Source organism: Paraburkholderia piptadeniae (assembly GCF_900007165.1).
In the GTDB taxonomy this organism is placed as follows: domain Bacteria; phylum Pseudomonadota; class Gammaproteobacteria; order Burkholderiales; family Burkholderiaceae; genus Paraburkholderia; species Paraburkholderia piptadeniae.
In genome coordinates this window covers 52,758-72,193 of sequence record NZ_CYGY02000046.1, presented here as the reverse complement: position 1 = coordinate 72,193, position 19,436 = coordinate 52,758, and the positions used below count along the sequence as shown (strand labels likewise).

General features: G+C 63.9%; 19 protein-coding genes. 16 read left to right on the top strand and 3 right to left on the bottom strand.

Annotation, left to right across the window (positions count from 1 at the left end):
- The first annotated feature begins 279 nt into the window (after positions 1-279).
- Complete coding sequence (locus BN2476_RS23320; protein ID WP_087736526.1) at positions 280-1,206, top strand: IclR family transcriptional regulator; 927 nt, start codon at positions 280-282, stop codon at positions 1,204-1,206.
- Positions 1,207-1,306: 100 nt separating this feature from the next.
- Here BN2476_RS23320 and BN2476_RS23315 read toward each other — a convergent pair whose 3' ends face one another.
- The gene (locus BN2476_RS23315) at positions 1,307-2,380 is read right to left on the bottom strand and encodes a porin (protein ID WP_087736525.1); all 1,074 of its coding nucleotides are present in this window, start codon (positions 2,378-2,380) and stop codon (positions 1,307-1,309) included.
- Positions 2,381-2,806: 426 nt separating this feature from the next.
- Between BN2476_RS23315 and BN2476_RS23310 the strand changes: the two genes are divergently transcribed.
- The 14 genes from BN2476_RS23310 to BN2476_RS23245 all read left to right on the top strand — a co-directional run bounded on the left by BN2476_RS23310 (position 2,807) and on the right by BN2476_RS23245 (position 16,211).
- On the top strand, positions 2,807-3,124 hold the full coding sequence (locus BN2476_RS23310; RefSeq protein ID WP_087736524.1) for a non-heme iron oxygenase ferredoxin subunit: 318 nt from the start codon (positions 2,807-2,809) through the stop codon (positions 3,122-3,124).
- Position 3,125: 1 nt separating this feature from the next.
- Positions 3,126-3,437: a recombinase-like helix-turn-helix domain-containing protein gene (locus tag BN2476_RS23305; protein WP_087736523.1), complete on the top strand. Its 312-nt coding sequence runs from the start codon at positions 3,126-3,128 to the stop codon at positions 3,435-3,437.
- 91 nt (positions 3,438-3,528) lie between these two features.
- Positions 3,529-4,617 (top strand): aromatic ring-hydroxylating dioxygenase subunit alpha, encoded by a 1,089-nt coding sequence (locus BN2476_RS23300; RefSeq protein ID WP_087736522.1) that lies wholly within the window; start codon positions 3,529-3,531, stop codon positions 4,615-4,617.
- Positions 4,610-5,377: an SDR family oxidoreductase gene (locus tag BN2476_RS23295; RefSeq protein WP_087736521.1), complete on the top strand. Its 768-nt coding sequence runs from the start codon at positions 4,610-4,612 to the stop codon at positions 5,375-5,377. The genes BN2476_RS23300 and BN2476_RS23295 overlap by 8 nt, the downstream gene beginning before the upstream one ends.
- Positions 5,378-5,412: 35 nt before the next feature.
- On the top strand, positions 5,413-5,952 hold the full coding sequence (locus tag BN2476_RS23290) for a cupin domain-containing protein (RefSeq protein WP_087736657.1): 540 nt from the start codon (positions 5,413-5,415) through the stop codon (positions 5,950-5,952).
- 40 nt (positions 5,953-5,992) lie between these two features.
- Positions 5,993-6,886 carry an alpha/beta fold hydrolase gene (locus tag BN2476_RS23285; RefSeq protein ID WP_087736520.1) on the top strand — a complete coding sequence of 298 codons (894 nt, stop codon included), beginning with the start codon at positions 5,993-5,995 and terminating at the stop codon, positions 6,884-6,886.
- On the top strand, positions 6,883-7,743 hold the full coding sequence (locus tag BN2476_RS23280) for an IclR family transcriptional regulator (RefSeq protein ID WP_173819654.1): 861 nt from the start codon (positions 6,883-6,885) through the stop codon (positions 7,741-7,743). The genes BN2476_RS23285 and BN2476_RS23280 overlap by 4 nt, the downstream gene beginning before the upstream one ends.
- Positions 7,743-8,549, top strand: a complete 807-nt coding sequence (locus BN2476_RS23275) for an SDR family oxidoreductase (RefSeq protein ID WP_087736519.1) — start codon at positions 7,743-7,745, stop codon at positions 8,547-8,549. The genes BN2476_RS23280 and BN2476_RS23275 overlap by 1 nt, the downstream gene beginning before the upstream one ends.
- The gene (locus tag BN2476_RS23270; protein WP_087736518.1) at positions 8,542-10,200 is read left to right on the top strand and encodes a thiamine pyrophosphate-binding protein; all 1,659 of its coding nucleotides are present in this window, start codon (positions 8,542-8,544) and stop codon (positions 10,198-10,200) included. Before BN2476_RS23275 ends, BN2476_RS23270 begins: the two co-directional genes overlap by 8 nt.
- Positions 10,193-11,038, top strand: a complete 846-nt coding sequence (locus BN2476_RS23265) for an aspartate dehydrogenase (RefSeq protein ID WP_087736517.1) — start codon at positions 10,193-10,195, stop codon at positions 11,036-11,038. The genes BN2476_RS23270 and BN2476_RS23265 overlap by 8 nt, the downstream gene beginning before the upstream one ends.
- 17 nt (positions 11,039-11,055) lie before the next feature.
- Positions 11,056-12,552 (top strand): aldehyde dehydrogenase, encoded by a 1,497-nt coding sequence (locus BN2476_RS23260; RefSeq protein ID WP_087736516.1) that lies wholly within the window; start codon positions 11,056-11,058, stop codon positions 12,550-12,552.
- A 13-nt stretch (positions 12,553-12,565) separates the two neighbouring features.
- A complete protein-coding gene (locus tag BN2476_RS23255) occupies positions 12,566-13,531 on the top strand; it encodes a VOC family protein (RefSeq protein ID WP_087736515.1) in 966 nt (321 codons plus the stop codon).
- Complete coding sequence (locus BN2476_RS23250) at positions 13,524-14,780, top strand: NAD(P)/FAD-dependent oxidoreductase (RefSeq protein ID WP_087736514.1); 1,257 nt, start codon at positions 13,524-13,526, stop codon at positions 14,778-14,780. Before BN2476_RS23255 ends, BN2476_RS23250 begins: the two co-directional genes overlap by 8 nt.
- 27 nt (positions 14,781-14,807) lie before the next feature.
- On the top strand, positions 14,808-16,211 hold the full coding sequence (locus tag BN2476_RS23245) for an MFS transporter (protein ID WP_087736513.1): 1,404 nt from the start codon (positions 14,808-14,810) through the stop codon (positions 16,209-16,211).
- 297 nt (positions 16,212-16,508) lie between these two features.
- On the opposite strand, the gene BN2476_RS23240 is transcribed toward BN2476_RS23245, so the two are convergent.
- Both BN2476_RS23240 and BN2476_RS23235 read right to left on the bottom strand, forming a co-directional pair.
- Positions 16,509-17,255, bottom strand: a complete 747-nt coding sequence (locus tag BN2476_RS23240) for an SDR family oxidoreductase (protein WP_087736512.1) — start codon at positions 17,253-17,255, stop codon at positions 16,509-16,511.
- Positions 17,256-17,306: 51 nt separating this feature from the next.
- Entirely contained in the window at positions 17,307-18,266 is a 960-nt protein-coding gene (locus tag BN2476_RS23235; RefSeq protein WP_087736511.1) for a GlxA family transcriptional regulator, read from the bottom strand.
- Positions 18,267-18,467: 201 nt separating this feature from the next.
- On the opposite strand from BN2476_RS23235, the gene BN2476_RS23230 reads away from it, so the two are divergent.
- Positions 18,468-19,394 carry a LysR family transcriptional regulator gene (locus tag BN2476_RS23230; protein WP_087736510.1) on the top strand — a complete coding sequence of 309 codons (927 nt, stop codon included), beginning with the start codon at positions 18,468-18,470 and terminating at the stop codon, positions 19,392-19,394.
- The last annotated feature ends 42 nt before the right edge of the window (positions 19,395-19,436 follow it).

Below are 19,436 nucleotides of genomic sequence, written 5' to 3'. Positions count from 1 at the left end.
ATGTATACGGAGAAAATAAATTTTCACAAGGAGATAGGGTTTTCACGAGGGGGCGCGGGACTCTTTACGGGAATCTCAGCAGGAATCCTCAAGCAATGTCGGGCGTCATCGCTGCTGTGCTTCATGGAGGCATTGGATTGCGCTTGCATCGGATGACCTTCGGCAAGTAACGTCCCGGCAAGGCTTTGGACATGCGGTAGCGTGCTGACGGCAGAGTCATCGCCTCCAACCCTTCGCGCTATCATCTCTATCTTCGGAGTTCAACGACACCAGCCGGACATGGCAAGAGAAAATACGACAGGAGTGGGACGCCGGGCTGCCGGGCCGCAGGCCGGGCGCGCATCGGTCAACGAGGACACGGTCGTCACGGATTCTCCCGACGAGGAGTCGGGCGGCAGCTCGACCTATCTCGTTCCGGGCCTCGAACGCGGCTTGCGCATCCTTTCCGAGTTTTCGGCGCGCGAGCCCGTGCTCGGCGCGCCCGAACTGTCGAAGCGCATCGGCATTCCGCGTACGACGACGTTTCGTCTGCTGCAAACGCTCGAAGCGCTCGGCTTTCTCGAGCGCGCAAATGGCGACCGGCACTTTCGTCTTGGCGTTGCCGTGCTGCGCCTCGGCTTCGAATATCTGAGTTCGCTCGAACTGACCGACTTCGGCACGCCGATTCTCGAACGGCTGCGCGACCAGACAGGCCTGAGCACGCATCTGCTGATACGCGACGAACGCGACGTGGTGTTCGTCGCGAAGGCGCAGACGCACGATCCGATGTTCAGTTCGGTGAAGGTGCACGTCGGCACACGGCTGCCCGCGCATGCGACGGTGCACGGCCAGGTGCTGATGGGCGACCTGACGCTCACGCAATTGCGCGAGCTGTATCCGGAATCGCAGCTCGAACGCTTCACCGATCGCACGCCCGCGACCGTCGACGAGCTGTATGAACGTATCCGCGAAACGGCGGTGCAAGGTTATGCCGTCAGCGAGGCCTCGTTCGAGCGCGGCATTTCGGTGGTGAGCGCGCCCGTGCGCGATCAGTCGGGCAAGGTCGTCGCGGCGCTGACGGCGACCGTGCCGCGCTCCGATATCGGCGGCGACGAAGAGCGCGCGCCGCTCGTCGCGATGGTGTGCAGCGCGGCGCTCGATCTGTCGGCGCGTCTTAACTATCGGCCGGCCGCCGACGATCCCACGTTGGCGCAATCGCGCCGGTAGACGCAGATCAAATCGAATCGCTAGCGCGGACACGCGCGCGAGCACAACGCAAAACAGGCGGCCTCGAGCCGCCTGTTTCGCTTCATGCGTAGGTCGCCGCTCAGAACGAGTGGTGAATGCCCGTCAACACGATCGCCTGATTGCGTCCGCTCGAAACGCCCGCCGTGAAGAATGCAGCATTCGCGCTGTCGTTCGCATGCTCGTACAGCACGTTCACGTAGACCTGCGTACGCTTCGACAGCGCGTAAATATCGCCGATTTCGAACTGAGTCCAGCGGCGGCCTGAGAGCGTCGTCGTCGCAGCGCCGCCCGCGAGCGTGTTGGCGGGCGTGAACTGGTAGTTCGCGCCCGCGTCCCAGCTCTGATAGGTGTCCGAGAAGCCGTTCGATTGCAGCTTCACGCGCGTGTAAAGCCCGTGCACGAGCAGCTTGCCGAACTGATACGACAGACCCGCGCCCATGTTCTCGACCTTGTCGGCGGAATAGGTCGCGGCGGGCATCCTCTGGAACGTGTTGATGCCCATCGTGACGATCGACGGCGTGCGGTTGTGCTCGTTCGAGTACACGGCGGCCGCCTTGAACGGGCCGTTCGCGTAGCTCAAGCCGAAGCTCAGCGTCTTGCCCGTCGAGAAGTTCGTCGTATTGCCGAGGCCCATCATTGCGCCGACCGTAAAACCCGCGTACGTGGCCGAGCGGTATTTCACCGAGTTGTCGTAGGGCACGACGCCCGTGTCCGCGAGTTCGTCGATATTGCCGGGGTGGAACGCAAACCAGCTCGCCGCGAGATACCCGGTGCTGAGCGGCCCGAGCATGTCGAAGTTGAACGGCGTCTGATGGCCGAGCGTGACCTGGCCGAACTGATCGGAACTCAAGCCGACGAACGCCTGGCGGTTGAACAGCGTGCCCGCCTTCGCGAAGTTGCCCGTGTTCGTATAGAAGCCGTTTTCCAGCTGGAAAATCGTGTGCAGGCCGCCGCCCAGATCTTCGACGCCGCGCAGGCCCCAGCGGTCAGGCTGCATGTTGCCCTGTTCCTCCATCCACTTCGTATGGCCGCCGACATTGCTCACATAAGCAATGCCCGCATCCAGACTCCCGTACAGCGTGACGCTGCTCTGCGCCCACGCAGTCGATGTCACCACAAGTCCTGCCGCGCCGGCAGCAATGATGCGTTTCACCCTTGGTACTCCTGATCGTGTGGTCGATAGCCGGCCACGCCGGTTTTTCGTCCTTTGCCTGTCACCTATGTGGATCGCCCGATGGGTTTCTACTGCGTAGGCTTTCCGTCTTTGTTCCATCTATGGGCATATGTATCGCCTATGGAAAGTATAGAGAGTCAATTGAGCGAACGAAAAAGTTTTTGCGACGGTGAAAACCCTCATTGGTCTGACGGCAATCGATGCCTTACCCGCGCGACCTTTATGCGCATCAAGCGGGCGTTGTGGCCCGTTTTACGGGGCCCTGACGGGTAGAAATACGTCTTTCGGTGTTTTCCCTGGAGGCGCGCGATTTTTATTTCGTTCGTCCAAACGCGCTCCTATAATGACCATACATAAACTGACGTTCCGTATATGGAACATGCAGTGGACGGGAGAAGGTGAGAGATGAGTGAACAGTGGCTTTGCGCCGGACATGCCGGTGCGCTTTCCGAAGACTCGCCCGTCGAGTTCAAGCTCGACGACGGCAAGGAAATCGGCATCTACAAGGTGGGCGATGAGGTCTATGCGCTCGAGAACGTCTGCCCGCACGCGTATGCGCTGCTGACGCAAGGCTTCGTCGACGGCGACACGGTCGAGTGTCCGCTGCACGAAGCCGTTTTTCATATCCCGACCGGCAAGTGTCTGAAAGAGCCGGGCGGCCGCGACCTGAAGACGTACGCCGTGCGCCTTGCGGGTGAAGAAATCCAGATCAAGGTGGAATGACATGAAAGAGGCCGTCGTGAACTTCAATCCCTTTCTGAAGCCGTGGCTCGCGCCGCAGCCGAACAATGTCGCGGGCAAGGGCGTCATCGAGAAGCCGGGTGAAGTGGAAAACATGATCTGGCAGACGCGCAAAGCGGAGCCGACCCAATACGAGAACGACTTCGGCGATGCGCTGGAGCAGGTGTTCGAAGCGGGCGCGGTCGAACTGCATGAAGTGGTGGCCGGGCTCGACACGATCGGCTTTCGCACGCCGGAAGGCGCGCAGTGGAGCGAAGAGCGTCTCGCTGCGGAACTGCGGCTGCTCGCCGAATGAGCGCCGCGCGAGGTTACGACCTCGCGGACGACCACGCCGACAAGCAAGCCGACGACCAGGCGCACGACCCAAGCGAACACGGAGTTTCCCCATGACGTCCCTCAATACAACGAGCCCCGCAGCCGATACCGTCCAGGCGTATCTGGACCGCGGCCTGAAGAACTACTGGTATCCCGTTGCGCCGAGCTGGCAGGTGAGCAACGCGCCCATCGGCCTCACGCGTCTGAACGAGCAGATCGTGCTATGGCGCGATCAGGACGGCAAAGTCCACGCGCTCGAAGATCGCTGTCCGCACCGCGGTGCGCGTCTGTCGCTCGGCTGGAATCTCGGCAATCGCGTCGCGTGCTGGTATCACGGCGTCGAAGTCGACGGGTCGGGCAAGGTGCAGAAAGTGCCTGCCGTGTCGGCGTGTCCGCTCGAAGGTCGGAAGTGCGTGAAGTCGTATCCCGTCGAAGAGCATGCGGGCGCGATCTTCCTGTGGTTCGGCGACGACGCGCACAAGGAGCCGGCGCCTCTCGTACTGCCCGACGACCTGGTCGCGCCCGAGTACGCGCAGTTCCTGTGCGTGTCGAACTGGAAGTGCAACTATCAGTACGCGATCGACAACGTGATGGACCCGATGCATGGCGCGTATCTGCACGCGACTTCGCACTCGATGGCGGAAGGCGACAAGCAGGCCGACATGCGCGTGCGCAAAACTGAGACTGGCCTCATGTTCGAGAAGGTCAATCAGCGCGACGTGAATTTCGACTGGGTCGAACTCGGCGAGACGGGCTGCCTGTGGATGCGCCTTGCGATTCCGTACAAGAAGAAGTTCGGGCCGGGTGGCAGCTTCGGCATTGTCGGATTTGCGGTGCCTGTCGATAACGACAACTGCCAGGTCTACTTCTGGCGCACGCGCAAGGTGAGCGGCTGGCAGCGCGACGCATGGCGCTTCCTGTATCGCAACCGCCTCGAAGGTTTGCATTGGGCGGTGCTCGAACAGGATCGCTATGTACTCGAAAGCCTCGCGCCGAATGCACGCGATCACGAATTTCTCTATCAGCACGATGTCGGCGTGACGCGCGTGCGCCGCATGCTGCGTCAACGCGCGCAACAGCATATCGCCGATCTCGACACATTCAACGCGAAGCAGGCGGAAGCGGGTGCGCAATCGTCGACGGGGCACGCTCATGCCTGAAGTCACGCCCTTCAGCCCGAGCGGATTGAGCGGACGGCGCGTCGTCGTGACGGGCGGCGCGCGCGGTCTCGGCGCGGCGTTCATCGAAGCGCTCGCGAAAGCGCAGGCACAGGTCGTATTCGGCGATGTGCTCGAAGCGGAAGGCCGCGCGCTCGCGGAGAAGCTCGGCGCGAACGTGCGCTTCTTTCCGCTCGATCTCGCGAGTCCCGACAGCATCGGCGCTTTCGTCGCGCACGCCGCGCAACAGATGGGCGGCATCGACGCGCTGATCAACAACGCCGCGATCACGAACTCGGGTGGACGTTTCGCACAGGACCTCGACACGCAAACGTGGGACGCCGTGATGAACGTCAACGTGCGCGGCACGTGGCTGATGTGCACGGCAGCCCTGCCGCATCTGCGCGACTCGAAGCGCGGCGCGATCGTGAACATCGCATCGGACACGGCGATCTGGGGTGCGCCGAAGCTGCTCGCCTACGTCGCGAGCAAGGGCGCGGTGATCGCGATGACACGCTCGCTCGCACGCGAGTTCGGCGCGCACGGCATCACGGTGAACGCAATTGCGCCGGGCCTCACGGAAGTCGAAGCCACCGCGTACGTCCCCGCCGAGCGCCACGAGTACTACCTGAAAGGCCGCGCATTGACGCGCGCGCAAGTGCCCGACGACGTGACGGGCCCCGTGCTGTTCCTGCTCACGGACGCCGCCCGCTTCGTGACGGGCCAGTTGCTGCCCGTGAACGGCGGCTTCGTGATGAATTGACCTTGCCTGAACAGGCAAACCACATGGAGAACACAATGGCCGACGCCGATCTCGAAAGCAAATCGTGGGATCAACCCGCCGACGCAAGTTTCGAACAATGGATGGACTCGCGCGTCGCGCGGTTCGAAACGCGCCGCTATGACTGGGACGCACTGAAGTTCCAGGCCGACTACGACCCGAAGTACCGCCGTGCGCAGATGCGCTATGTCGGCACGGGCGGCACGGGCGTCGCGAAGGACATGAACACCGTGCCCGCGGGCGGCTTCACGTTTTCGACGATGGTGATTCCTGCCGGCAACATCGGCCCGAGCCACATCCATATGGACGTGGAAGAAATCTTCTTCGTGCTGCGCGGCAAGATGAAAGTGATCTGCGAGCGTGATGGCCAAACGTGGGAAGCCGTGCTCGGCGAACGCGATCTGATCTCGGTGCCGCCGGGCGTGTATCGCACGGAAATCAACATCGGTGAAGAGGACGCGCTGATGTGCGTGATGCTCGGTTCGCCGAAGCCGATTACGCCGACCTATCCGCCCGATTCGCCGCTCGCGAAGATCAAGCGCGATCTCGCGAAGTAACTTGCCGTTCCAACGATCCACCACTCACGAAGTCACGCCCATGTCCGCAGCTTTGCCCACAACTGCCGATCGAACCGCCACGCTGGAAACACGCCTCTCGCACTTCCCGGCACAGCGGATCGCGACTGCGCCGCAACGCGCGATCGGCTATCGGGAAGCGGGCGCGGCGCGCGTCGGCACGTTGCCGCTCGTGCTGCTGCACGGCATCGGCTCGGGCGCGGCTTCGTGGGTCCAGCAGTTCGAAGCGCTCGGCACTGCGCGCCGCGTGTTGGCGTGGGATGCGCCGGGCTATGGCGAATCGACTTGTGTCGCATCGCCGTCGCCGCAAGCGCATGAATATGCGAGTGCGCTCAACGAATGGCTCGACGCGCTCGGCATCGAACGCTGTGTCGTTGTCGGGCATTCGCTCGGCGCGATCATCGCAGGATCGTTTGCGGCGGCGCGTGCACAACGTATCGCGGGCTTGCTGCTGATCTCGCCCGCAGCGGGCTATGCCGCAGCGCCCGAAGACGTGCGCACATCGAAGCGCGACAGCCGTCTTGCGATGCTCGCCGAACTCGGCCCGCAAGGTCTCGCCGACAAGCGCAGCGCAAACATGCTATCGCCGCATGCCGACGAAGCGTCGCGCGAGTGGGTGCGCTGGAACATGTCGCGCATCGTCCCGCAAGGTTACGCGCAGGCGACGCATCTGCTCGCCAACGCGGACCTTGCCAGCGATGTCGCGAAGTACACAGGCCGTGTCGCTGTCGCGGTCGGCGCGGAAGACGCGATCACGCCGCCGTCGTCATGCGAGCGGATTGCACAGGCGGCGCGCACGCGCTTGCAGGTCATTCCTCGCGCGGGGCACGCGGGCTATATCGAAGCGAGCGCTGCGTACAGCGCGCTCATCGACGCTTTTTGCCGCGCAAGCGACGGCCAATGGAGCAAAGCATGACCCCTGAAATGACGGGCACCGCGCCCGAAGCGGAAGAGGACCGCGGCGACGCGAGCTATCGCGTGCCTGGCCTCGAACGCGGCCTGCGCATTCTCACGGAATTTTCGCCGCGCGAGCCCGTGCTCGGCGCACCCGAATTGTCGAAGCGACTCGGCATTCCTCGCACGACGGTGTTTCGTCTGTTGCAGACGCTCGAATCGCTGGGCTTTCTGGAGCGCGCGGATCGCGATCGCAATTACCGGCTCGGCGTCGCCGTGCTGCGACTCGGCTTCGAATATCTGAGCTCGCTCGAACTCACCGATCTCGGCTTGCCGCTGATCGAAGCGTTGCGCGATCAGACGGGCCTGAGCACGCACATCGTGATCCGCGACGGCCGCGACGTAGTGTTCGTCGCGAAGGCGCAAAGCCATGCACATGTGTTCAGCTCGGTGAAGGTCAACGTCGGCACGCGCCTGCCAGCGCATGCGACGACGCACGGCCACGTGCTGATGGGCGATCTGTCGCTCGACGAACTGCGCGCGCTGTATCCCGAGAAGATGCTCGAGCGCTTCACGAAGCAGACGCCCGCCACTGTCGAAGAGCTTTACGAACGCGTGAAGGACGACGCCGCGCGCGGCTATGCGATCAGCGAGTCGTCGTTCGAGAACGGCATCTCCGTGATCAGCGCGCCCGTGCGCAACGACACGGGCCGGATCGCCGCTGTCATCACGACGACGATTCCGCGCTCGCATATCGATGCATCGCTGCTCGACAGCGGACTCGTCGACAAGGTGCGCGACGCGGCCGGGCAACTGTCGCTGCGGCTGAATTACCGGCCGCCCGCGGAAAGCAGATACATGAAGGCACTGGGGCTCTGATGATCCAAATCGATTTGACAGGACAGGTTGCAGTCGTGACGGGCGGTTCGTCCGGCATCGGTCTCGCAACCGCCGAACTCTTTCTGCGCGCGGGCGCATCGGTTGCCATCTGCGGACGCGATACCGATCGTCTCGCCAGCGCCGAAGCATCGCTGCGCAAGCAACATCCGCAAGCCCAACTGCTTGCCGCGCGCTGCAACGTGCTCGACGCGGACGAAGTCACGAAGTTCGCGAACGAAGTGCAGCAACGCTTCGGCCGCACCGACATGCTCGTCAACAACGCGGGCCAGGGCCGCGTGTCGACGTTCGCCGACACCACCGACGAAGCATGGCGCGAAGAACTCGACCTCAAGTACTTCAGCATCATCCGTCCGACGCGCGCATTTTTGCCGATGCTCACGCAAGCGGCGCAACAGGGGCACGGCTCGATCGTCTGCGTGAATTCGCTGCTCGCATTGCAGCCCGAGCCGCATATGGTCGCGACCTCATCGGCGCGCGCGGGCGTGCAGAACCTCATCAAGTCGCTGGCCGTCGAGTTCGCGCCGCAGCGCATACGCGTGAACTCGATCCTGATCGGCATCGTCGAGTCGGGTCAATGGCGCCGCCGCTATCAGACACAGGCGCAGCCGGGCCAAAGCTGGGAAGACTGGACCCGCGAACTTGCGTGCAAGAAGAACATTCCGCTCGGCCGTTTCGGCCGCCCCGAAGAAGCCGCGCAAGCGCTCTTCTATCTCGCTTCACCCCTGTCGTCGTACACGACGGGAAGCCATATCGATGTCTCCGGAGGCGTTGCACGTCATGTCTAACAAAACCACCGTCGGCGAACTGATCGCCGCTTTTCTCGAGCAGTGCGGCGTCAAGACTGCTTTCGGCGTGATCTCGATTCACAACATGCCGATCCTCGATGCGATCAACACGCGCGGCAATATCCGCTATGTCGGCGCACGCGGCGAAGCGGGCGCGCTGAACATGGCCGATGGTCTCGCGCGTGTTTCAGGCGGCCTCGGCGTCGCGTTCACGAGCACGGGCACGGCTGCGGGCAACGCGGCGGGCGCGATGGTCGAAGCGCTGACAGCGGGCACGGCGCTCGTGCACATCACCGGTCAGATCGAATCGACGTATCTAGACCAGGACCTGGCGTACATCCACGAAGCGCCGGATCAACTGACGATGCTCTCGTCGATTTCGAAGGCCGCGTACCGCGTGCGTTCCGTCGAAACCGCACTGGCGACCGTGCGTGAAGCGGTGCGCGTCGCGCAGACTGCGCCGAGCGGTCCCGTCAGCGTCGAGATTCCGATCGACATTCAGGCGGCGGAAACCGAATGGCCCTCGGATATAGCCGCGCCGCACATCGACACGATGACGCACGACACAAAGCGCGTCGAGCAGCTCGCCGCCGAACTCGCGAAGGCGAAGCGTCCGCTGCTGTGGCTCGGCGGTGGTACGCGTCACGCACGCGCGCAGGTCGAGCGCCTCGTGAAGCTCGGCTTCGGCGTCGTGACGAGCGTGCAGGGACGCGGCGTGCTGCCCGAAGATCATGCCGCGACGCTTGGTGCCTTCAACGTGCAGCCGGGCGTCGAGAAGTTCTACAAGACGTGCGATGCGCTGCTCGTGGTCGGCTCGCGTCTGCGCGGCAACGAGACGCTCAAGTACAAGCTCGCGCTGCCGCAACCGCTGTATCGCGTCGATGCCGATGCGCTCGCCGACAATCGCGGCTATCGCAACGAACTCTTCGTTCATGGCGACTCGGCGGCCGTGCTCGATCAGCTTGCGACGCTGCTCGAAGGCCGCATACAGATCGACCCCGCATTCGCCGGCGACCTCGCTGCGACGCGCGAAGTGGCCGTCGCCGAAACAGGCAAGGGGCTCGGGCCGTACAAGCGCCTCGTCGATGTGCTCCAACACGCAGTCGGCCGCGACTACAACTGGGTTCGCGACGTGACGATCTCAAACAGCACGTGGGGCAACCGCATGCTGAAGATCTTCCAGCCGCGTGCGGGCGTGCATGCGTTGGGCGGCGGCATCGGCCAGGGCGTTCAGATGGCGATCGGTGCGGCGCTCGCGAACGCGGCATCGAAGACGGTATGCCTCGTCGGCGACGGCGGCCTGATGGTCAACGTCGGCGAGCTGGTGACGGCCGTGCAGGAAAACGCGAACGTGATGATCGTGCTGATGAACGATCAATGCTACGGCGTGATCCGCAACATTCAGGACGCGCACTACGGTGGACGCCGTTGCTACGTGCAACTGCATCAACCGGATTTCGCGCAGTTCTGCGCGAGCTTCGGCCTCACGCATTACCGCATCACGTCGCTCGATCAGGCCGACGAGATCGTGCGCGAAGGCATGTCGAAGACGGGCCCCGTGATGGTCGAAGTGGACATGCTGTCGGTTGGCCAGTTCGCGACCGCCTTTGCCGGTCCTCCCGTGCGCAAGCAGGAGCCCGAACATGCGTGATGCCATTCATGCTGCCAACGGTGCCGGTATGAATCACGCGTCCATGGACATCGCGATGATCGGTTTCGGCGCAATCGGTCAGACGGTGTATCGCGCCGTGGCTTCCGATCCGCAAGTGCATGTGTCGCATGTGATCGTGCCCGAGCATCAGGCGAGCGCCGTGCGCGAGCAGGTGGGACCGGATGTCGATGTCGTGTGGTCCGTCGATGCATTGAAGTCGCGCCCGCAGTTCGCACTGGAATGCGCGGGACACGGCGCGCTCGTGAGCCACGTCGTGCCGTTGCTGAAGGCGGGCACCGATTGCGCGGTGGCGTCGATCGGCGCGCTGTCGGATCTGAGCCTGCTCGAAGCGCTGAATGCCGCCGCGGATGAAGGCCATGCGACGTTGACACTGCTGTCGGGTGCGATCGGCGGCATCGATGCGCTCGCTGCGGCGAAGCTCGGCGGTCTCGACGAAGTGCAATACATCGGCCGAAAGCCGCCCACGGGCTGGCTCGGTACGCCCGCCGAACAGGTCTGCGATCTGCACGCGCTGACGGAAGCGCGCGTGATTTTCGAAGGCAGCGCGCGCGAAGCGGCGCATCTCTATCCGAAGAACGCGAACGTCGCGGCCACTGTCGCGCTCGCGGGCCTCGGCCTCGATCAGACGACGGTTCGTCTGATCGCCGATCCCGCCGTCACGCGCAACGTGCATCGGATCGTCGCGCGCGGCGCATTCGGCGAGATGTCGCTGGAGATGAGCGGCAAGCCGCTGCCTGACAACCCGAAGACCTCTGCGCTGACTGCGTTCAGCGCGATCCGTGCGCTGCGCAACCGCGCGGCCCGCTGCGTGATCTGAAACCAGGGAAGTACGACATGCCCCATTCCGACATCGTTTCGCGTCTCGTGCCTTCCGCCGATATCTTCGTCGGCGGCGAGTGGAAGCGCGGCCGTGGCGCGCTCTACGCGAGCGTCTATCCCGCTGACGGCTCGGTGAATGCCGAGACTACGACGGCCGATCCCGACGACGCGCGCGAAGCCATCGAAGCCGCCGACATCGCATGGCGCAAGCCGGACTGGTCCGGTTTGAAGCCGCATCAGCGCGCGCTCATTCTGTATCGCATCGCCGACTTGATCATGGCGAAGCACGAAGCGCTCGCGCAATTGCAGCGCCTCGACAACGGCAAGCCGATCGGCGAAACGCGCGTGCTCGTCGCGAGCGCGGCGAACACGTTCCGCTATTTCGCGGCGTGCCTCGAAACGCTGGACGAAGAGGTGACGCCTTCGCGCGGCGACTATCTGACGATGAGCGTGCACGAGCCGATCGGTGTGATCGCTGCAATCACGCCATGGAATTCGCCCATTGCATCGGATGCGCAAAAGCTCGCGCCCGCGTTGGCCGCTGGCAATGCCGTCGTGCTGAAGCCCGCCGAAGTGACGCCGCTCGTGTCGCTTGCGCTCGCGCGCATCTGCGAGGAAGCAGGCGTGCCGAAAGGCGTGCTGAGCGTGCTGCCGGGCAAGGGCTCGGTGATCGGCGACGTGCTGGTGCGTCATCCCCTCGTGAAGAAAGTGTCGTTCACGGGCGGCACGGAAGTGGGCCGTGGCATCGCGCGCATCGCGGCTGAAAAGCTGATGCCTGTGTCGCTGGAACTCGGCGGCAAGTCGCCGACGATGGTCTTCGAAGACGCCGATCTCGATCATGCCGTCAACGGCGTGCTGTACGGCATTTTCAGTTCATCGGGCGAGGCGTGCATCGCGGGCTCGCGTCTTTTCGTGCAGCGCTCGATCTATTCCGATTTCATCAAGCGGTTGACGGAGAACGCGCGCCAGTTGCGCGTCGGCGATCCCGCGAGCGAGGACACGCAAATGGGTCCGCTGATCACCGCGAAGCATCGCGAGTCGGTCGAGCGCTATGTGGCGCTCGGACTCGAGGAAGGCGGGCGTCTCTTGTGCGGCGGCGAGCGGCCCGTGGGCAACGACCGCGAGCAAGGGTTCTTCTATCAGCCGACGATTCTCGAAGGACTGTCGAACAGCGCGCGCATCTGCCAGGAAGAAATCTTCGGACCGGTGCTCGTCGCGATGCCGTTCGACGACGAAGCGTCGCTGATCGAAGAAGCCAACGACAGCGTGTTCGGTCTCGCCGCCGGCATCTGGACACGCGACTACAAGCGCGCATGGCGCGTCGCGCGCGCAATCGAAGCGGGCACGGTATGGATCAACACGTACAAGCTGTTCTCGATTTCGACGCCGTTCTCGGGCTGGAAGGAAAGCGGCATGGGCCGCGAAAAGGGCCGCCTGGGCATTCGTGAATACATGCAGCAGAAGAGCCTCTACTGGGGCTTGAACGACGCCCCGCTCGCGTGGGCGAACTGAAGAGGCACGCAATATGAGCATTCTCGGCATTGAACAGATCACGTACGGCGTGACGGATCTGGAGACCTGTCGGCGCTTTTTCGCCGATTGGGGCATGAAGGAAACGGCGCACGACGAAACGCGCGCGCGCTTCGAAACGTTGAACGGCTGCACTGTGCTCGCAGTCATCGCCGACGATCCGTCGCTGCCACCCGCATTCGAAGACGGCCCGACGCTGCGCGAAGTGACGTGGGGCGTGGCGACTTCTTCTGATCTCGACAAGTACCGCGAAAGCCTCAAAGGCGCGAAGGGCTACTACTCGAACGATGACGCCGTCGGCTGCACCGATCCTAACGGGATGGCGATCCGCATCGAAGTGACGCGCAAGCGTGCCGTCGACGTGCATGGCTCGCCGTCGAACGTGTGGGGCCAAACGCTGCGCGTCGATACGCCGAGCCCGGTCTACGAACGCGCCGAGCCCGTCGAAGTGGGGCACGTCGTGTTCTTCACGAACTGTCTCGCGGAGCAGGAAGCGTTCTATCACGAGCGTCTCGGCTTCGAAACGTCGGACCGTTATCCGGGCCGCGGCGCGTTCATGCGCTGCGCGCCGCACGGTGGCCATCACGACCTCTTCCTGCTGCAACTGCCGACGGGCAAGCGCGGCCTGAATCACGTTGCGTTCACGGTGCGCGACATACACGAAGTGTTCGGCGGCGGCATGCATATCAGCCGCTGCGGCTGGGAAACGCAACTCGGGCCGGGGCGTCATCCCGTTTCATCAGCGTACTTCTGGTATTTCCAGAATCCCGCTGGCGGCCTGATCGAGTACTACGCGGACGAAGACCAGTTGACGCCTGAATGGCAGCCGCGCGATTTCGAACCGGGCCCGACCGTGTTCGCAGAGTGGGCGATCGAAGGCGGCATCGACGGCAACACGCGCCGTCAGAAGAACGCAAAGGCGCCGGAAGGCAAATTCATGACGGAGCGCAAACATGACTGACGCCGCAATCTCGAATGCACCCGATGCTGCCGACACGCCGCAAACCATCGTCGTGATCGGCGGCGGGCAGGCGGCGGGCTGGGTCGTGAAAACGCTGCGCAAAACCGGCTTTGCAGGCCGTCTCGTGATGATCGCGGATGAAATTCATCTGCCGTATGAGCGGCCGCCGCTGTCGAAAGCAGTGCTCTCCGGCGACGCCGGTATCGACACCGTTCGCCTCTTCGCCACCGACGATTTCGCGTCGCTGAACGTCGAAGCATGGCAGCCGGATGTGGCCGTTGCGATCGATCGCGAACGGCGCATCGTGCGCACGCAATCGGACCGCGAAGTGCAATACGACCGCCTCGTGATCGCAACGGGCGGCGCGGCGCGCAAGCTGCCCGCATCGCTCGTGAAGACGGAGCGCATCGCGTATCTGCGGACACTGGACGAAGCGTCGGCGCTTGGCGAACGTCTGCGCGAGAGCAGTCATGTGCTTGTGATCGGCGGCGGATGGATCGGCCTCGAGGTGGCGGCGACGGCGCGCAAGCTCGGCGTCGCGGCGACGGTGGTGGAAGGCGCGCCGCGTCTGTGCGCGCGTTCGGTGCCGCCTGCCGTATCGGACTTTCTGCTCGACCTGCATCGCGCGAATGGCGTGGACGTGAAGCTGTCCGCCGCGCTCACGTCGCTCGATACGCATCCTGAGGAAGCAAACAAAGTGCGCGCGACGCTGGCGGACGGTTCCACGATAGACGCCGATTTCGCCGTGGCCGGCATCGGCCTCACGCCGCACACGTCGCTTGCGGAAGCAGCGGGCTTGCCCGTGAACGACGGGATCGTCGTCGACGAACACGGCATGACGAACGACCCGCGCATCTTCGCGTGCGGCGATGTCGCGAATCATCCGAGCGCATGGCTCAAGCGCCGCGTGCGGCTCGAATCGTGGGCGAATGCGCAGAACCAGGCGATCGTCGTCGCGAAGGCCGCGCTCGGACAGTTCGAACCGTATGCGGAGATTCTGTGGTTCTGGTCGGATCAGTACGACGTGAACCTGCAAATTCTCGGCGACATTCCCGCCGATGCGCAACTCGTCGTGCGCGGCGACGTGAGCGCGCGTCGCGCGACGCTCTTTCATGTCGCGGACGGTGCGGTGCGCGGCGTGATCGCGATCAACACGCCGCGCGACCTGAAGCTCGCGCGCAAATGGATGAGCCAGGGACGCACGGTCGATGTCGCGGCCCTGGCCGATGCCGGCAAGGCGCTTGCCTAACCACACTACGCGGCGGAGAAACGACGCATGAGCACTATCGACAACACGTTTGAGGCACGGAGCAGCGCCGGTGTCTCGGGTCCCGCGACGCGCGGATCGATCATTGCGCGGCTCGAACGATTGCCCGCGAACGCACTGCTGGTGCGCGCGCGAATCCTGATTGGCCTCGCGACGTTTTTCGATGGTTTCGACGTCATCGCGATTGCGGCGACGCTGCCCATCCTGATCGGCAAATGGCATCTGACGCCTTGGGACGTGGGCCTGATGATCGGCGCGAGTTCGGTCGGCCAGCTGATCGGCGCGTTTCTGTTCCCGTGGTACGCGGAGCGTCATGGCCGCGTGAAGGCGATTGCGCTCAGCTCGGGCGTGATCGGCATCACCAGCATTGCGTGCGGTTTCGCGCCGACGTTTGCCGTGTTCTTCGTGTTGCGCATCGTGCAGGGCATCGGCCTTGGCGGCGAGCTGCCGGTGGCCGCGACGTACATCAACGAAATCTGCCGCGCGCATGGGCGAGGGCGTTTCGTGCTGCTGTACGAGATCGTGTTCCCCGTCGGTCTGCTTGCATCGAATGCGCTGGGCGCGTGGATCGTGCCGCGCTTCGGTTGGGAAGCGATGTACTTTATCGGCGGTACGCCGTTGATCCTGTTCTTCGTGCTGCGCAAGCTCGTGCCGGAATCGCCGCGCTGGCTCGCCGAACGCGGCCGCATGAGCGAAGCCGCCGATGCCGTGCACGCTTTCGAGCGCACGGCGAAGGGCGTGCTACCGCCGATGGCCGACCCGGCAGACTTCGAAGCGATGGCCGCGCGTCACCCGAAGCGCAAGATGCGCGATCTGTTCGGCAAGGCCTACTGGAAGCGCTCGGCGGCTGTCGCGATGCTGTGGATGACGTGCGGCGTGATTCAGTACGGCCTCTCGACGTGGCTGCCGACGATCTATCGCACCGTCTATCACGCGCCGTTGCAACTCGCGCTGAATCTCGCCGTCGCGGCTTCTGTGCTTGGCGTGCTCGGCTCGCTGCTGTGCGCTGTGCTCGTCGACAAGGTGGGCCGCAAGCCGATCATCAACTGGTCGTTCATGCTGTGCGCGTTGTCGCTGGCGCTGGCGGGTGTGTTGCACAACGCTTCCGTGTATGTCGTGGCGACGTGCTGTGCTTTTGCGCTCGGCTGGCTCGCGTGCGGTTTCATCACCGCTTATGTGTATACGCCCGAGTTGTATCCGACGAGCATCCGCGCGTTCGGGTGTGGTGTCGGCGGCGCGTGGCTGAAGCTCGCGGCGATCTTTGCGCCGACGCTCGTTTCGAAGACGATGGTCGGCGGCAATCTCGATGTGGCGTTTTATCTGCTCGCTGCGGTCCCGTTTCTCGCTGCGCTGACCGTGCAGTTTCTGGGGATCGAGACGAAGGGGAAGGTGTTGGAGCAGTTGGAGGCTTGAGCTTCTCTTGCGGAAGTGGAGTGTCGGGCCACGGTTCGCGGCTGGTTTGCGAATCGTGGCCCAAGTCGTTTTAAGGTGAGCGTATTCGGGAGTGAGCTTTCCAATGCGCTTCTCCCGCACCTCAAGCGAGGTGGCAAAACGAAAAAAGCGTGAAAAAGCCCCTATTTGAAGGCCATTTCACGCTTCTTTGAAGCAGGGCAAGCGGACAACAAGCGGACAACAAGCGCCACGAACGACGCGTGCCTCACGCAAAGGTGAGGCTTTTCGGGACTTCGCTTTTTCGCGACGCGACTGCGCTTACTGCGGCAACTCCCGCACATCCGCAGTCGCCACGGCGCCGAACGTATCGCTCAACGCGTAGCTGATCAGCTTGGCCGCCGACTCTTCCGGCGTCGACAGTTTGCCGCTGCGCTTCAGGTCCTCGAACTTCTCGCGCATCGGGAACTTGTCGAGCCCTGTGCCGCGAATTTCCGCCTGCATGTTCGTATCGACGACGCCCGGCGCGACGCTGCAAATGCGCAGCGCCCGGTTCTCGTCGAGCGCGACGGAGCGCGCGTGATGATCGAGCGCGGACTTCGTCGCGCAGTAGATGCTCCAGCCCGAGTACGGATGACGCGCGGCGCCGCTGGAAATGTGGACGATCCGGCGGTCGCCGGCATCGGGACTCGCGGCGGCGAATGCGCTTGCGAGCATCAACGGCGCGGAAACATTCAGCGTGACGGCTTGCGCGATCGCAGCGACGTCCAGCACTTCGACGGGACCGATCGGTTGCACCGTGCCTGCGTTGTTGAACAGCAGCGCCGTTTGCGCGCCTTTCAGGAAGTTGCGCAACGTGTCGCCGGAGAGGAATTGCGTGAGGTGTTCGGCATTCGACAGATCGACTTCGACCTGTTCGAAATCTTGCCGCCCGATGAGTGCGTCATTGCGCGAGCGCGAAATGCCGAGCACGGCGATGCCTTGCGCGAGCAGTTGTTCGGCGAGCGCCGCGCCGAGGCCGCGCGTATGACCGGTGACGATGGCGCGAACGGAAGTGGTAGCGTTCATGTCGAGATTATAAAGAGCCGTGGATGTGCCAAACATTTTCTCACGCGGCACTCACTCTTGCCGGAAGCGCTCGCGGTATTGCTTCGGCGTCGCGCCAATGCGCTTCGTGAACACGATGCGCATGCGGTCCGCCGTGCCGAAGCCACAATCGTACGCAATGGTCTTGAGTGCCACGCCGCTGCTTTCCAGCAGCTTGCGTGCCGCGTCCATCCGCGCGCGCTCGACGAACTCATGCGGCGTCACGCCCGTATCCTGCACGAAGATCCGCGCGAAATGGCGCGCGCTCATTCCCGCGACGTCAGCCAACTGTTTGACCGTGAAGTTCTCGCGGATGTGCGCCATCACGTGCGCCTGCACCTTTGCGACGGGCGAGGTTTCGTCGGCGGGCGCAGTGAGGTAAGGGCTGAACTGCGATTGCCCGCCTTGCCGCTGCGAGAACACGACGAGACGTTTCGCCACTTTCAGCGCGGTTTGCGGGCCGTGGTCCTCGGCGACGAGCGCCAGCGCGAGATCGATGCCCGCCGTCACGCCCGCCGACGTCACGAGCCGGTCGTCGCGCAGATAGATGCGATCGAAGTCGACGCGCGCTTTCGGGAATTGCGTCGCGAGTTGTTGCGCGTGCTGCCAGTGCGTCGTCACGTTGCGCTCATCGAGCAGGCCCGCGTGGCCCAACGCGAACGCACCCGTGCAGATCGAGCCATAGCGCCTGCATCGCGATGCGACGTTCGCAAGCCAGTCCGTCAGGCGTGGATCGGGCGCGCTCTCGGGCAACGCGGGGCCGCCGGCGATCAGCGCGAGATCGAAGTCTGGGCGCTTCTGGTCGAACGTTTCGTCGGCGATGAACGTGATGCCGTTCGATGCGCGCAACGGCTTGCTGTCGGCGGCGAGCAGCGTCACTTGATAGCGGCCGTTGCCGTCGATGAAACCGTTCGCTTCGGAGAAGACATCGACGGGACCGGCGACATCCAGCGCCTGGACGCCTGGAAAGATCGCTATGGCGACGCTCGGCATTCGATGACCTCGCAGGCAACGCGTTGAAAAGAGCGCACAGGATAGCAAATCCGCTTTTCAGGCCGACTCGCAGGCGGCCATGCCGCGCGGCGCGAAGAGCGGATAGGTTTCCATCGTGAGCATTCGAAGCGGGGTCACGGCACAATTCGCGGCACAATATCACGCATTGCAGCCTCGACACTGCGCGTCATCGTATTCGCCATGACCCTGAAGAACCTCCACCGCCGCCTCGACCTCACGACCTTGCAACTCTTCATCGCCGTCTATGAGGAAGGCACGCTGACGCGCGCCGCGGAACGCGAGGCCATCGCCGTATCCGCGGCGAGCAAGCGTCTGCTCGAACTCGAGCAGGCCGTCGGCGCGACGCTCTTTCAGCGCAACGCGCGCGGCATGACGCTCACGCCTGCGGGCGAAACGCTGCTGCATCACGCGCGCCGCGTGATGCGCGGCATCGAGAACATTGGCATCGAGCTCGCGGGACATGCGAGCGGCGTGCGCGGCTATGTGCGGATGATGGCGAACCTCTCTGCGATCGTCGAATTCTTGCCTGAAGATTTGCGCGCGTTTCTTGCCGTCAACGACCGCGTGAAGATCGATCTCGAAGAGCGGCCGAGCGGCGGCGTCGTCGAAGCGGTCGCTGACAGTCTCGCGGATCTCGGCATCTGTTCCGGTGAAGCGGACGCGCGCGGCCTCGAAGCGACGCACTATCGGCACGACGCACTGTGTGTCGTGATGCGCGACGATCATCCCCTCGCGGAACGCACGAGCGTCGCGTTCGCGGAAACGCTCGACAGCGATCACGTCGGCCTGCATTCGGCCAGTTCGATCAACGCGCGCACGCACATGGCCGCGCGCCAGGCGGGCAAGCCGCTCAGGCTGCGCATCCACGTGCCGGGCTTCGACGCCGTGTGCCGGATGATCCAGGCGGGCATGGGCGTCGGCGTGCTGCCGATCAACGTCTACCGCATCATGGGGCGGCCTCTGGGCCTCGTCAGCGTCGCGCTCGAGGACGACTGGGCCGAGCGCGACCTCATCATCGTCACGCGCAACGCGGCGCGTCTTTCGCCCGTCGCAATGCTCCTGTTCGACCATCTGCGTTCCGTCGAAGCCTTGTCCGGCAAGGCTTAGCGCCGACCGTTCGCGAACCGCGAACGGTCGTTGGCGAAATGC

Excerpts from the sequence above, each read along its gene's own strand:
- BN2476_RS23285 (WP_087736520.1), top strand. The coding sequence starts at position 5,993 with ATGTCCGCAGCTTTGCCCACAACTGCCGATCGAACCGCCACGCTGGAA.
- BN2476_RS23290 (WP_087736657.1), top strand. The coding sequence starts at position 5,413 with ATGGCCGACGCCGATCTCGAAAGCAAATCGTGGGATCAACCCGCCGAC.
- BN2476_RS23295 (WP_087736521.1), top strand. The coding sequence starts at position 4,610 with ATGCCTGAAGTCACGCCCTTCAGCCCGAGCGGATTGAGCGGACGGCGC.
- BN2476_RS23320 (WP_087736526.1), top strand. The coding sequence starts at position 280 with ATGGCAAGAGAAAATACGACAGGAGTGGGACGCCGGGCTGCCGGGCCG.
- BN2476_RS23305 (WP_087736523.1), top strand. The coding sequence starts at position 3,126 with ATGAAAGAGGCCGTCGTGAACTTCAATCCCTTTCTGAAGCCGTGGCTC.
- BN2476_RS23265 (WP_087736517.1), top strand. The coding sequence starts at position 10,193 with ATGCGTGATGCCATTCATGCTGCCAACGGTGCCGGTATGAATCACGCG.
- BN2476_RS23280 (WP_173819654.1), top strand. The coding sequence starts at position 6,883 with ATGACCCCTGAAATGACGGGCACCGCGCCCGAAGCGGAAGAGGACCGC.
- BN2476_RS23300 (WP_087736522.1), top strand. The coding sequence starts at position 3,529 with ATGACGTCCCTCAATACAACGAGCCCCGCAGCCGATACCGTCCAGGCG.
- BN2476_RS23230 (WP_087736510.1), top strand. The coding sequence starts at position 18,468 with ATGACCCTGAAGAACCTCCACCGCCGCCTCGACCTCACGACCTTGCAA.
- BN2476_RS23255 (WP_087736515.1), top strand. The coding sequence starts at position 12,566 with ATGAGCATTCTCGGCATTGAACAGATCACGTACGGCGTGACGGATCTG.
- BN2476_RS23240 (WP_087736512.1), bottom strand. The coding sequence starts at position 17,255 with ATGAACGCTACCACTTCCGTTCGCGCCATCGTCACCGGTCATACGCGC.
- BN2476_RS23270 (WP_087736518.1), top strand. The coding sequence starts at position 8,542 with ATGTCTAACAAAACCACCGTCGGCGAACTGATCGCCGCTTTTCTCGAG.
- BN2476_RS23260 (WP_087736516.1), top strand. The coding sequence starts at position 11,056 with ATGCCCCATTCCGACATCGTTTCGCGTCTCGTGCCTTCCGCCGATATC.
- BN2476_RS23235 (WP_087736511.1), bottom strand. The coding sequence starts at position 18,266 with ATGCCGAGCGTCGCCATAGCGATCTTTCCAGGCGTCCAGGCGCTGGAT.
- BN2476_RS23245 (WP_087736513.1), top strand. The coding sequence starts at position 14,808 with ATGAGCACTATCGACAACACGTTTGAGGCACGGAGCAGCGCCGGTGTC.
- BN2476_RS23250 (WP_087736514.1), top strand. The coding sequence starts at position 13,524 with ATGACTGACGCCGCAATCTCGAATGCACCCGATGCTGCCGACACGCCG.
- BN2476_RS23275 (WP_087736519.1), top strand. The coding sequence starts at position 7,743 with ATGATCCAAATCGATTTGACAGGACAGGTTGCAGTCGTGACGGGCGGT.
- BN2476_RS23310 (WP_087736524.1), top strand. The coding sequence starts at position 2,807 with ATGAGTGAACAGTGGCTTTGCGCCGGACATGCCGGTGCGCTTTCCGAA.